We start from the raw sequence: 14757 nt of genomic DNA, 5'->3' as shown, positions 1-14757 counted from the left end.
CGGTGATACGAAGATGGATAAATTGAAGAAGTACATTTACGAGCTGGTCGCAGCCAAGAAGCTATCGGCCAAGGAAGCGACGGAATACATCACGAGCCTGCAAAAAGCAAGCGAAGCCAAGACGGACGAGATCGCGATTATCGGCATCTCGGGACGCTTTCCCAAGGCGAATACGGTACAGCAGTTTTGGGAAAACATTCGCTTGGGAAGAGAATGCCTCGACGACTTTCCTGTCCATCGCCGCGAAGATGGACAGGCGTTGTTTTCCGACCAGCGATTTGCCCATAAACGCTTTAAAAAGGCCGGATATTTGGACGAAATCAGCTTCTTTGATCCAGACATGTTTCGCATCTCGCCGAAAGAAGCGCTGTCCATGGAGCCTTATCAGCGAATCATGCTGGAGCTTGCCTATGAGACTTTGCTCAATGCCGGTTACGAGACGCGGGATATCATCGGCTCGAAAACAGGCGTTTTTATCGGGAAAGACCATGTGACAGGGATCGAGTACCGCCACTACGTCAGCCCGGATATTTTTAGCCTGACTGGCTCCTGGCCGGGGATTTTGGCGAGCAGAATCTCCTATGTCTACAATCTGAAAGGGCCGAGCATCGTCTTCGATACATCGTGCTCCTCCGGTTTGGTAGGGCTTCATTTTGCTTGCGAATCGTTGCGCAGAAATGAATGTGACATGGCATTTGTAGGCGGCATAAGCGGCCTTTTCTATTTTCCGCCAGTCAAGGAAGACGGGTCGCTGGATCAGGTCGAATCCGCCGAAGAGAAGATTCGGGCGTTTGACAAGGAGGCGACAGGCACCGTATGGGGCGAAGGGGGCGGAGGGCTGCTCCTGAAGCCGTTGTCAAAGGCGCTTGCGGACAACGACGTCGTGTACGCGGTCATAAAAGGCAGCGGGATCAACAACAACGGTCTGTCCAAAGGCATTACAGCTCCGAATGGAGAGGCGCAGGAAGAGCTTCTGAAAAGCGTCTGGAAGCAGGCCCAAATCAATCCGGAAACGATTCGTTACATCGAAGCCCACGGGACAGGCACGGTATTGGGTGATTCCATCGAGCTGCAGTCGATTATCAACGCCTTTCAAGCATTTACGTCCAAAAAGCAGTTTTGCGGGGTTGGCTCCGTCAAAACGAACATTGGGCACCTGGTGGGCGCTTCCGGGATTGTCTCTTTAATCAAAGCAGTCATGATGCTCCAGCACGGGGAAATACCGCCTTCGTTGCATTTCCAGTCGCCCAGCCCGTACATGGACTTGGCCAACTCAGCCGTCTTTGTCAATGACGTGCAGACCAAATGGCAGCAGCAGGATCATCCTGTTCGCATCGGAATTAATTCGTTTGGATTCAGTGGGACCAATTGCCACGTTTTGCTGGAGGAGCCGCCAAAGGCTGTCCGGCAAGCCAGTCACGGACAAGGCAGCTACTTACTGGTTTTATCGGCGAGAAGCGAGCACAAGCTTCAGGAGCTGGCAAAAGAATACCAGCAGTTTTTGCTAACAAACCGGGACGTCGACCTGGGGGATTTGTGCTTTACCGTCAGCTCGTCCCGCAACCATTACTCCCACCGGGCCACGATTAGTTTCGACAGCTACGAGGATTTGCTGGAGAAGCTAAACGAGCTGAAAACGGCGAACAGCGTATCCGCGTGGACGGAAAACCCGGCGATCAGCTACCAAAGGCACGAGGTCGTACCGGATAACAAACAAGCGGTCGAAGCGTGGGAAATCAGGGAACGAGAGAAAAAATCGTTAGATAGGCAAGCAAACGAAGCGATCAAGGAATGGCTCGGGAAGACTACTGACGGGAAAATGATCCGGGAGCAGGTTGCGTCGTTTTACATAAAGGGAGCGAGTATGGACTGGAAGCTGCTATACCAAGGCGGCCGCAAGTTGTCATTGCCGGGAAATATACTGGAACGGCAAAAGTTTTGGCCTGTTGGCGTGCAGCCCAAGAAAGCAGAAGCAGAGCTTTTTTATCGTACTGTCTGGAAAGAAGAAGCTCTTGCCGACATGGACAACCAGCAGCCCGCTGCTCGCGATACCGTTCTGCTGATCGTCGATGCGGCAGATACAGCCAGTTGGCGGCCGCTTTTTTCGGAAAAATACCAGGCCAAGCGGTTGATTACGGTCGAGCTGGGAGCATGCTCTGCACAAGTGTCGCCGGACTATTTCCAAGTTTCGCGCACGCTTGAAGACATCGCTGCCTTCTGCACGCAGCTTGATTTTTCGTCACTGGAGCAAATTTTATTTATGTCCCCGGCTCTCGCTGAACTGCCGGAATCACGGACGGCGTTTCAAGCGTCCATGAATCAGACAGCAGGGTCGCTTTTGCTTTTCGCCAAAGCGCTGGCAATGACGGGGAAGCTGACAAAAGAACTGGATGTCGTCCTGATGACGCAAAATGCCCAGGCCGTGCAGCCGAGCGATGCGATCTGCGATCCTTTTCAGCATATGCTGGGCGGACTCGGGAAATCGATTCGCCAGGAAAACTACGGCTTGTCCATGCGCCATATCGACATCAGCCCGGACGGCTTCGAGCCTGAGCCGCTGTTCGCCGAGCTACAGCGGAAGGGTACGGATTACTCCGTAGCGCTGCGCCAGCACCGCCGCTACATCGAGATTATCGAAAGAGTGGCGGAGGCGGGTGCACAGGAAGACGCATTTACTGTCAAAGCGGGCGATGTGTTCCTGATTACGGGCGGCTTGGGCCAATTGGGAACGGAAGTGTGCAAATACCTAAGCCAGAAAAACAAAGTGAAGCTGATCGTGCTCGGCAAGACGATGCTGCCGGACAAAGAGACATGGCCAGCGGTAGTCCGGGAGCAGACAGACAAAAGTTTGGCGGATAAACTCAATGCGGTGCTGGCTGTGGAAGCGCTCGGCTCCACGCTGGACTATCACTGTGTAGACATATGCGACGAAGCAGACATGAAACGAACGATTCAGACGATCCGCCAGACGCACCAACGCCTTGACGGAATCATTCATTGCGCGGGCGTCGGCGTTGGCGATCTCGAAGATTTGGCGATGAGCGAAGTGGAATTTGAGCGCAGACATGCCGTGAAAACATACGGAAGCTGGCTATTGTACACCCTCACGCAGGGGATCGACACAGGATTTTACCTGTTCTTTTCCTCGGCGGTTTCTGTCACCGGGGGACGCGGGGCTATTGGCTATGCCACTGGCAATGCCTTTTTGGACGGCTGGGCAGAAGTGATCAAGCGGCAAGGCAAAAAAGTGCTTTCGATCAACTGGGCTACGTGGGAAGAGACGGCTACAAGGCTCTCCATGCAAGAGGACAGGCACGTTTTCCGCTTCCTGCCGACCCATCAGGCGCTGCAAGCGCTCGACTACATTCTCCGCCGCCAGCTGTTCAAAACGATCGTCGGCCAGTTCAATCATGCCAACGAGCTTTTGGAGCTTTCGCACATCTGGCCGTTCCGTCTGGCGGATGACGTGAAGAAAGACGTGTTCAAGCATACGGCAAAACCGGGGCGCACAGCTGCTGCCGCACCTGTACCTGTGGCGCTCAAGGAGCAGGACGGATTTACAGCGACGCAAAAAGAGCTGGCGCAATTGTGGGCAGAGGTGCTCGGACTGTCGTCCATCAGCCTGTTCGATACGTTCCATCAATTGGGCGGCGATTCGATCCACGCTGCGCAATTGTACAAGCAATGGAACGAGAAGTACCCGGGCACGCTGCACGTCGCAGACCTTTATTTGTACCCGACCATTTTTGAACTGGCGAATTACTTGGACAGCCAGAAGGCGCCGGAACCTGCCACGCTTACAGTCGAGTCGATCCTGGAAGGGTACAAACAGAGCAAATATTCGCAGGAAGAGACGAAAAGACTGCTGGAACAGTGGACCGCTTTCTCCGCAGGCCAGACTGTGCCGTCTGAGCAAAAGGACGAGTACGCCATCATCGGCTATGCCTGCCAATTCCCGTTGGCGGAAAATGCCGAGCAGTTTTGGACCAATCTGACCGCGGGCATCAATGCCATCCGGCCGTTTCCCGCCTCCAGAAGAAAGGACACGGACCGTTATTTGAGCGCAGCCCAATCCTACTGTCAGGGCGGTTACCTGGAAACTATCGATCGGTTTGATTCTAGTTTCTTCCATATTTCGCCCAAAGAGGCCGAGCTGATGGACCCTGAACAGCGCCTGCTTTTGCAAAACGTGTATGAAGCTGTGGAAAACAGCGGGCTTGGCGGGAAAAGCCTGTTCGGGACGAAAACGGGCGTGTACATCGGCAAAGATACGACTGGACGCAATGAGTACAACAATATGATTGATATTCAGCATCCTTTGAAGGTTACCTCTGGCTCGACAGGGATACTGGCAAGCCGGATCGCGTATTTCCTCAACTTGAAAGGACCTTGCCTGGTCGTGGACACGGCGTGCTCTTCCAGTCTCGCAGCCATGTGCTTGGCTGCACAGGCTTTGAAGGCAGGAGAAATCGATGTGGCGATTGTAGCAGGCGTTTCTTTGGCGTACTTGCCTACCCAGCACAATTCGCTGATTGATTCCGCAGATGAAACGATACGCCCGTTTGATGCGCAGGCGAACGGCACGATGTGGGGAGAGGGAGTAGGCACCGTCGTGTTGAAGCGCATGGATCAGGCCGTGCGCGACAACCATCTGATCCACGCTGTCGTCAAAGGCTCGGCCATGAACAACAACGGAGCGTCGAACGGAATTACCGCACCGAATGCGGAAGCGCAGGAAAAAGCATTGATCGAGGCGTGGAAAGCAGCCGACATCGATCCGGAAACGATTTCGTATATCGAAGCGCACGCCACCGGAACGAGATTGGGCGATCCGATCGAGATGAAGGGCATCGCCAACGCTTTCCGCAGATTCACGGACAAAAAGCAATTTTGCGGGGTAGGTACGGTAAAAGCCAATATCGGCCACCTGGTAGGAGCGTCGGGGATGGCTTCGGTCATCAAAATGATTATGGCCTTCAAGCATGGACAATTGCCCCCGGTCGCAAACTTCCAGCAACCGAATCCATTTATCGAATTTGCGGATTCCCCCGTTTACGTCAACGACAAGCTGCAGGATTGGACCGCAACGGAGTCGCCGCGTCGATGCGGCATCAGCTCGTTTGGGTTCAGCGGGACGAATTGCCATGTTTTGCTGGAAGAGCCGCCTGCCGCCCCTGTGCAGAGCGAGGACAAGCAAGGCTGGCACCTGCTGGCTTTGTCGGCGAGAACAAAAGGCTCCTTGCGTGCGCTAATCAGCCGCTACGCCAACTATCTCAACGAGACGACTGCGGTCGATGTGCAAAATTTGTGCTATACAGCCAATGCGACTCGCGGACATTACGAGCACAGGATCGCGATCTTGTTCCGCGACCAGGCCGAGCTGCGGGAAAAATGCCAGTACGCGGATGCGACAGGGCTGGAAAATAGGCAGCAGGCTGCCGAGCAAGGGATTTTGTACAAGGTGAGCCGCGTCATCCTTGACCAAAATGATCCCTCTGAACACGGACTGCTGGAGGAAGAAAAAGTAAAGCGGACGGCGATTGCGGAAAGAACGATCCAGCAATACAAGGAAACCGGGACAGCTTTTGCGCTGGACAGCCTGCAAAACATTGCCGCCATGTACACAGACGGGGCAGATATCCAGTGGCAGCGCCTGTATGAAAAAGCGCAGCATCGAATCATCGAATTGCCAGCCTACCCGTACGAGTCGGTTCGGCACTGGATCGGGGCGCAAAACCACGAAGGTGCTACGCGAGCAGATGTAACTTATCGCCTGCAATGGGTGCGCGACGACAAAGCGAAAGCGCCGTTGCGACAAGCTGGCGCGAAAAAGGGCACGTGGCTGTTTTTGAGCGGAACGGGCAACAGGAGTCATCAGTTGCTCCAGGAGCTGCAAGCGCGGGAAGCGGATGTCATCGAAGTTGCTTTCGGTACTGCTTTTCAAAAAGGCAGCGATCATCGATACGAGGTCGGCTCGGCGGACGATTTTTCGCGTTTGCTGCAAGAGCTTGCGCATCGGGACATTCGCCATATCGTCCACTGCATGGGCGTGACGGAGGAGAAGCTCGCGTGTGCGGACGACTTTCATGAGTGGGAAAACCGGAGCGTCTACAGCTTCTACCAGCTTGTGTGCGAGCTGTTGAAACAGTCGTATCACCAGGAGATCAGCCTGTATCTGTTGGGCGACCACGCGTTTTCCGTAACCAGGCAGGAAGCGGCCTTGAAGCCGCAGCATGCCGTTTTGTTTGGCATGGCAAAAGTGATCGCCCAGGAGTACCCGCAATGGAAATGCCGCTGCCTCGATCTCGATAGCGCTACTTCGCCGTCTACACTTTGGCATGAGTTGGTGTCGGAACAGGAAGACTTCCAGGTGGCGTATCGGGAAAATGTCCGGTATGTCGAACGATTGGAAGTGCAGACGCTGCAACAGGCAGAGCGTCAGGACATATCGATCCGGGAAAACGGCGTCTACCTGATTACGGGCGGACTTGGCGACATCGGGCTTGCAGTCGCTCACTATCTCGCTGGGAAGCGGCCAGTACACCTGTGCTTGCTCGGCAGAAGTGCTTTTCCTCCACGCGGACAATGGGCGGAAATCGTCCGGGAACAGCCTGATTCCGCACTAGCGGGCCAGATCGAACAAATCCGCAGCCTTGAGGAAAAGGGAGCCTCTGTAGAGGTGTATACGGTTGATGTGGCTGACGAGCGCAGGCTGGCAGCTGCTTTGGCCATGATTCGCCAGCAGTACGGGGCGATCCATGGCGTTTTCCATTGCGCGGGTGTGGCTGGTGAAGGTCTGCTTATCAACAAAGGGCAAGCCCAAATAGCTCACGTGCTCGATCCAAAGGTCGTCGGCACCTGGCTTTTGGATCGTTACACCGAGCAAGACAACCTCGACTTTTTTGTCCTGTTTTCCTCTGTGACCAGCTTGCTTGGCGGGCTTGGACAGGCTGATTATACGGCTGCCAACGCTTACTTGGACGCTTTTAGCGATTACAGGCACGCCAAAGGCCAACGGAGCGTGACGATCAACTGGCCTGCCTGGAACGAGACTGGCATGGCGGGGAGATACCGCATTCAGAAAGAAGCTTCGCCGTTTCACGGCATGCATCCGGACCAAGCGATCGAGATTTTGGATGCCGTTTTAACGAGAAAACTTGCGCGCGTAATCGTCGGCGAGCTGAACGAGGCGCATTTTCAGACGCACAGCTATCACTTGCCGTTTTCGATTTCGCCGGAAATCAGCAGCTTGTTCACACAGACGGTTGCTGCGCAGACGACGGAAGTCCAGCCGCTTGTGCCGATATTGAGCGGGCGAAACGACCACAGATACAGCGCTGTAGAAACGCAACTGGCTGCTGTTTGGCAAAAAGTATTGGGGATACCGGAAGCGAATGTGTACCAGTCTTTTCAGGAGGCGGGAGGAAACTCCATTCTCGCGACGAGTCTCGTCAAGGAAATCGAGCAGTTGTACCCGGGGCGGATCAACATCGCCACGCTGTTCGCCTATCCTTCGATTGCCAAAATGGCGGAGTATCTCGAAAACAAAGACAAGCCGAATGCACACGAACCGTCCCGCAAAGTCGGAGAGAGCGAAAGTGTTCCCTTGCAGGACAAGCTGAGCGACTTTATCAAGGGCGATGTTTCGATGGAAAACATATTGGACTACCTAGACAAGAAAGCGTGGGGAGAAGAAGATGAGTAGCCGAAAAGAGATGAATGACAGCATTTTGCAGTTGCTGAAATCGGGACATCTCAATCAGGAAATGGCGATTTCCATGTTGGAAAAGCTGAATCGCAGTCCAGAGCGAAAGCACCGTCAGGACATTGCCGTCATTGGAATGGCCTGCCGCTTCCCCGGAGCAAGCAATCCCCAGCAGTTTTGGCACAATTTGGTCCAGGGGGTAAACAGCATCGGGTATTTCCCGGAAGAGCGGTTGCACGATTTATCCGGCTTCGTTCCAGAGCTGGAAGAGCTTTTGGCAAACGCCAATCATCAAGCTGGCTACTTGGATCAAATTTCCTGCTTCGATCACTCTTTTTTCCATATCGGACACAAAGAAGCGATGGCGATGGAGCCGTATCAGCGACTGTTTCTTGAGACGGCCTACCATGCGATCGAGGATGCCGGGTATGGGGGAGCCAGACTGAAACATTCCAACACGGGCGTATTTGTCGGATTGGAGACGGCCTACCAGTCTCATTACCGCTCCCTGCTGCAAAACGAAGATATTTCGTCGCTTGTCGGTTCCCTGGTAGGACTTTTGTCCAATCGGATCTCGTATTTTCTCGACTTGCGCGGGCCTGCTTTCGTGCTGAACACAGCGTGCTCATCGGGGCTGGTCGCCTTGCATCAGGCGTGCACGGCTCTGGCGAACAACGAGTGTGAAACGGCGCTGGTCGGCGGGGTGAATCTGATGGTCATTCCGCAAGTGACCGGAAAGCTGCACGATTTGGAGACGTCCGATGGAAGAGTGAAGGCTTTTGACAAAAATGCCGACGGAACGATCTGGAGCGAAGGAATCACAGCGCTCATGCTCAAGCCGTTAGCGAAGGCGCGGGAAGATCGCGATCCCGTCTATGCGGTTATCAAAGGAAGCGGCGTCAATGCAGACGGCGCTTCCAACGGCTTGACCGCCCCCAATCCGGATGCCGAGACGCAACTGTTTTTGCGCACGTGGGAAAAAGCCAAAATCGATCCGCTGTCCATCTCCTATATCGAAGCGCATGGCACAGGCACGCTGTTGGGCGATTCGATCGAGTTGCAGGCGATCAACGACGCGTTTCAACAAGCTGCGTCCCGGCCTCATGTGTGCGGGGTCGGTTCTGTCAAGACGAATATCGGCCATACCGTTGCCGCATCAGGTCTGGCTTCGCTCATCAAAGTCGTGCTGGCTCTCCGGCACAAAAAAATTCCTGCTACGCTGCACTATCAGTCTGCAAACCCTTTTCTCGATCCGCAAAACGCTGCGGTCGAAATCGTCGCCGAGCTGAGAGACTGGAAAAGAGCGGATGGGGAGGCACTGCTTCGTGCCGGGGTCAACTCGTTTGGCTTCAGTGGAACCAATTGCCATGTCGTCGTGGAGGAAGCGCCGGAAAGCGACCGTCTGGAAGCGGAGACAGAAGCAGAGCTTTTGCCGCCAGTTCATCTTTTGACGCTCTCCGCCAAGAGCAAGCCAGCACTGGTTGAATTGCTGAAATCCTACCATTCCTATTTGCATACGCATCCATCAACCAATCTTGAAGATCTTTGCTATACAGCAAACACAGGCAGAGGGCAATACGAGAACCGGATCGCGTTCGTGTTCCAGTCCGAAGAACAATTGCTGCAGCAGTTGCGCCAGGCAGATTTGTCCCAAGCAGAAGCAGCGAGAGACAAAGGAATTTACCTCTATCTGCGTGCCGAATCCAGCCGTGACGGCGGCAATCCCGCCAGCTCTTTTGCTGTCCCGGACGTGTCGGCCACGACCGACCGTGACGGCTGGCAGACGAGAGCGTCACTGGAAAAGCTGGCGGAGCAATACGTCGCGGGGATGTCGATCCCGTGGGAGCTGGTGTACCGTCAACCGCGGCAAAAGCTGAACTTGCCTGTGTATCCATTTGACAAAATCAAAATCTGGCCAAAAGCGGACAAACAAGCGAACGGCTCCGTGCCAAATGCAGCGGGAAGCAGCGCGCTTGCGAGCGAAGCGCCATCCGTACTACCCGCAGCCGAGCATGCTCTTTATCAGCGCATCCAGTGGCTCCCTGCCGACCCTTTCTCCGCACAACCGGAGAGAACAGAGAATGTGCTGGTCATTACCGACTCTACCGATTGGGGCTGCGAGCTGGCCGACGCCATCGCTGCGCGCAGCCAGCATGTCGTTCATGCCCGGCTGACGACGACAGCCTATCGCCAGGAGAACGCCTCCCGGTATGGACTGGCATGCTCGCAAGCCGATTTTGACCAGCTGATTCGCGATACAAGCCAGGCAGCACTCAGCAAAGTCGTCTTCGCTGTCGCCGTCGGAAAAAGACCCGACTATGAACATGCCGATGCCGGGCAGCTTTTGCACGCGCTGTTTTATTTGACGAAAGCATTAGGAAAAACTCGCTCTGCTCCAATCGAGCTCGTCCTGGTCGGGAAAAACGCGCAGCGAGTCCTGGCTGACGATGTCAGCGTCCAGCCGGAATTTGCTGCCTTGTTTGGGCTGGGAAAAGTCATTCGGGAGGAAAACAGCGGACTGCCTTGCAGGTGCATCGACTTCGATGATGCTACAACTGTCAGCGATATCGCGGCGGAAGCTTTGGGAAGCACCGGACATTATCAGATCGCGCATCGTGTTGGTCAAAGATACTATCCCCAGTTGGCGCCGTTGGACTTGTCAGCGGTTGACGACAGCGGCCTGCGCTTCAAGGAGCAAGGCGTGTACGTCATTACCGGCGGCACGGGCGGAATCGGCCTGGAGCTTGCGAAGCATATTGCCCTCACGTACAAGGTAAAGCTGGTTCTCATCAGCCGCACCAAATTGCCCGAGCGTTCCTTGTGGGACGAGTTCAGCCAGCACGAGCAATGGGGCAAGTTGCTGCATCAACTGAAAAGCTTGGAGAGCAACGATTCCCAGGTGTATACATACAGCGCCGATGTAGCCAACCGCGATGAGATAGCCTCGGCCATACGCGACATCTACCGCGTCCACGGAAAAATCGACGGCATCATTCACGCCGCAGGCTTGCCGGGAAGCGGCATGCTCGTGGACAAGAACGAAGCGGCATTTTCGGCCGGGCTGGCTGCGAAAATTAGCGGGACAGAGCATCTGCATGCGTTGACGCGCGAAAATCCGCCTGAGTTTCTCGTTTTGTTTTCGTCCATCGCGGCGGTAGTCGGGGGCATTTACCTGGGGGATTACGCGGCGGCCAATAGCTACCTCGATGCTTTTTCCGGAGTCGCAAGCTCGCCTACGCGGATCATCACGATCAACTGGACGACGTGGATGAATACAGGCATGGCAAAACATTCGGGCGCCAGCCTTGATGCTGCTTTTCGCTCCATTTCGCCTCGCCGGGCGATCAAGGCATTCGAGCAAGTCCTGCACAAGAACCTGACAAGCGTCGTCATCGGGGAAATCAATACGGACAATGACTTGTTCTGGAACAACGCGCTGCCGATCGCACTGGCTCCCGAAATTCGGGCGAAGATCAAATTGCCGGAGGTCGAGATAAACGTAGAGCTGACGGGCAGAGCCGATGACACCTATACCGATCTCGAACAGCAGATTGCACAAATCTGGGGCAACGTCTTCCGCATGCCGACCATCGATATTCACGATCATTTTTACGAACTGGGCGGAACCTCGATCATGGGCATCAAGATTGCCAATCGGATCAACGAGCAATGCCAGGTGACCTTGTCGGTACAGGATGTGTTTACGCATTTGACCATTCCCGATTTGGCCGAGTTTGTCCGGCAGAAGCAGCAGGAACGCAGCGGGGGAGAAGCAGCCAAGCCAAGAGAAGCGGTTCCAGACAAGCGGGTCATGCCGCTGTCGCACGCGCAGAGACGCATCTGGTTTTTGCAAAAAATGACTCCTGAGCTGGTCGCCTACAATCTGCCGTTTATTCGCACGTATGAGATGGCGATTGACGTCGCGCTTCTGGAACGGGCTGTCGCTTATCTCGCTGCCCGACACGTCATGCTGCGCACACGATTTACGCTCAAAGACGGAAGTCCCGTGCAGGAAGCGTTGCCGGAGTACCGTCCGACTATCCAGGTGATGAATCTCACTGAACAGACAGACCAGGCGCTTTTGCTGGAAAAAAGCATCCACGAGCAAAAAATGAAGCCGTTCGATCTGGAGTCGCCTCCGTATCGCATCTATCTTTACCAGCTTGCCAAGGAGAGGTTTTGCCTCTACGTCAATTTTCACCATATTCTTACGGACGGCTGGAGCATCGATATTTTTTACCGGGAGCTGTTCGGCGTTTACCAGTCGTTTTTGCAGCAGCAGTCGCCAAGGCTGGCCGAGGCGAAGCACGATTACTTTGACTGGATTGCCGCACAAAAAGACTGGGAAAACAGCGGGGAGTTCACGGAGCACGAAAGCTACTGGCTGAACGAACTGGCGAAGCCGTTGCCGACGTTGGCGTTGCCTGCTGACAAAAAGCGTCCTTCCGTGCAAACGTACAACGGCAGCTATTACAAGTTCGAGATCGGCGGCGAGCTGTATGAAAAGCTCAAGACCCACACGGAGCAAGAGCAGATTACGTATAGCAATGTTTTGCTGAGCGCCTACTTCCTGTTGCTGCACAAGCTGTCGCAGGACGAAGACATTATCGTCGGTGTGCCTACTGCTGGAAGAAACCAAAAGAAATGGGAAGAAGTAGTGGGGATATTCATCAACACTTTGTGCATTCGCGTTTCTTTCAAGGACATCTCCACGTTCTCACAGCTGCAGCATGTCGTACAGCAAAAGGTTTGGGCGGCGATCGACAAAGCGCAATACCCGTTTGATCTGCTGGTGGAAAAGGTCAATCCGGAGCGTGATTTGGCGAGAAATCCCGTCTACAATGTGCTGTTCCAGTTTTTTGACAAGCTGCATCTGGAAAATGACGGGATCAGTCAGTTTGAACTGAGTTGCCTCGCGAAGGAAAGCGATCAGCGAATCGAGATTTCCTTTGAGTACAATTCGGACTTGTATACGGACAGCACGATCCGGCAGTTTGCCCGCTTTTTCCTGCACATTCTCGCTCAAGTGACGGAGCGCCCGGAAATCCCGCTCAAAGAAGCGGCCCTGCTGACTGGCCCAGAGGCGGAGGAGCTGCTGCACCGTTTTCAAGGGGCGCAGATGGACGGGCAGGAGCCTCTGCCGATCCACAAGCAGTTTGAAGCCCAGGCGCAAAAAACGCCGCATGCGATCGCGCTAGTATGCGAAGACGAGCAAATGACGTATCAGGCACTAAACGAACAGGCCAATCAGCTCGCCTGGCTGCTCATACACAAGGGCGTCGGCAAAAATGTGCCCGTCGGTATTTTGGTCGACAGAAGCTTCCAGACAGTCGTGGGCATTTTGGCGATTTTGAAAGCGGGTGGCGCCTACGTGCCGCTCGATCCAGGCTATCCCGAGGAGCGCCTTGCTTACATTCTCGCGCACAGCGGAGCCAAGCTGTTGCTGACCGAAAATCGCTTGCTGGAAAAAGCGGGGCGAATCGGACAGGAGCAACAGATCGAGATCGTCAATCTGAGCCTGTTCCAAGAGGACCATGCTGCAAGCGCGATGGATGCCGCTCGCCGGGAGCAAGCACTGTCCTCGTCCAATCCGCCGACAACGAGCAGCGGAGCTGACTGGATGTACATCATGTACACTTCTGGTTCAACAGGCAAGCCAAAAGGCGTGCTGGTTACCCATGCCAACGTCCATAATTTTTTGGCGTGGAGCATAGCTGACTTCCGGCTCCGGGCCGACGATGTGTTCATGCTGGTCACCTCGATCAGCTTTGATATCTCGGTCTTTGAACTATTCGGGGCGCTGTTGAGCGGAGGGCGTCTTTGCATCTTGACGCAAGACAGGCTCAAGGATATGGACCGATTGCTGGCGTACATGGAGCAGCAGCAGGTCTCGATCTGGCATTCGGTACCGAGCTTGATGGTGCAGCTCACGACTTATTTGAAAGCCAACAAGGAGCGGCATGGTCATTCCTTCGTGCTGCCATCGATCAGACACGTGCTGCTGGGCGGAGAAGCGTGGAGCTTTGCCTTGGCCAAACAAGTACGGCAAGTGCTGCCGTCCGCTGACATTCGCAACATGTACGGACCGACCGAGACGACGATCTGGGTGTCCAGCTACCAAGTGAAGCCAGAGGCAGACGCAGAGGCTCCGTATGGGGCTGTGCTCATTGGCAAACCGATTGCCAATAATCAAATCATGATTTTGGCGCCGGATGGCAACGTTTGCCCGCCGGGAGTGATCGGTGAAATTTACGTAGCCGGGCAAAATGTGACCAGCGGCTACTTCCGGGACGAGGAACGGACGAGTCAAGCATTCATCCAGCGAGCAAGCGGCCAGCTTTGCTACAAAACAGGCGATCTCGGTCGTTACTTGCCGGATGGCAACATCGAATTTATCGGCAGAAGAGATCAGTTGGTAAAAGTGCGCGGTTACCGTATCGAGCTTGGCGAGATCGAGCATGCGCTCCGGGATGCGGCGGCGCTTCAACAGATCGCCGTGACGACGGTAAAAGACGGGGAGACAAGCAAAATCGTTTGCTACTACACAGCAGACAGGCCGCTCCCGATGGGTCAATTGAAGGAGTACGCGCGGAAAAAACTGCCGGAATACATGGTTCCCGCCCAATTTTTCCACGTCGAGCAGTTCTGGTTGACCCCGAACGGCAAAATGGACTGGAAGGCAATGGAGCAGCATTGCCAGTATGCAGAGGCCAGCCCTCTGTTTGCGGAAGCCCGGGATGAGGTCGAGAAAAAGCTCGTGGAAATCTGGAGAAAGCTGCTTGGCGCGCCTAACATCGGGATTCACGAAAACTTTTTTGATATAGGTGGAAACTCCTTGCTGATCGTGCAATTGCAGGAGCTGATCCAGACGGAGCTGTCCCACGACATGTCGATTGTGGAGCTTTTCCAATATACGACGATCGAAAAGATTGCCGAGCAGATCAAAGCAACTGCCGTGAACCGTTCAAGCGTGGAAGCGGGACAAAAAAGAGCAGAACTGCGAAAAAGACGAAGAACCATGCGAAGCTAAGGAGCCGTTTGGGGGAAAGGAA

2 protein-coding genes are annotated in these 14757 nt (G+C 54.6%); both read left to right on the top strand.

Annotated elements, in window-relative coordinates:
• Positions 1-13: 13 nt before the first annotated feature.
• Positions 14-7705, top strand: coding sequence for an SDR family oxidoreductase (locus tag NST23_RS14535; RefSeq protein ID WP_280648895.1), 7692 nt, complete (start codon positions 14-16; stop codon positions 7703-7705).
• Positions 7698-14735, top strand: coding sequence for a non-ribosomal peptide synthetase (locus tag NST23_RS14530; RefSeq protein ID WP_328139596.1), 7038 nt, complete (start codon positions 7698-7700; stop codon positions 14733-14735). Before NST23_RS14535 ends, NST23_RS14530 begins: the two co-directional genes overlap by 8 nt.
• The last annotated feature ends 22 nt before the right edge of the window (positions 14736-14757 follow it).

Source organism: Brevibacillus sp. FSL K6-0770 (genome assembly GCF_038000275.1).
Classification (GTDB): Bacteria; Bacillota; Bacilli; order Brevibacillales; family Brevibacillaceae; genus Brevibacillus; species Brevibacillus parabrevis.
The sequence above is the reverse complement of the archived record's forward strand: the minus strand, read 5'-3'. Positions and strand labels throughout refer to the sequence as shown.

What these genes read in the sequence shown, in the direction of transcription:
- NST23_RS14535 (WP_280648895.1), top strand. Translation starts at nt 14, where the DNA reads ATGGATAAATTGAAGAAGTACATTTACGAGCTGGTCGCAGCCAAGAAG.
- NST23_RS14530 (WP_328139596.1), top strand. Translation starts at nt 7,698, where the DNA reads ATGAGTAGCCGAAAAGAGATGAATGACAGCATTTTGCAGTTGCTGAAA.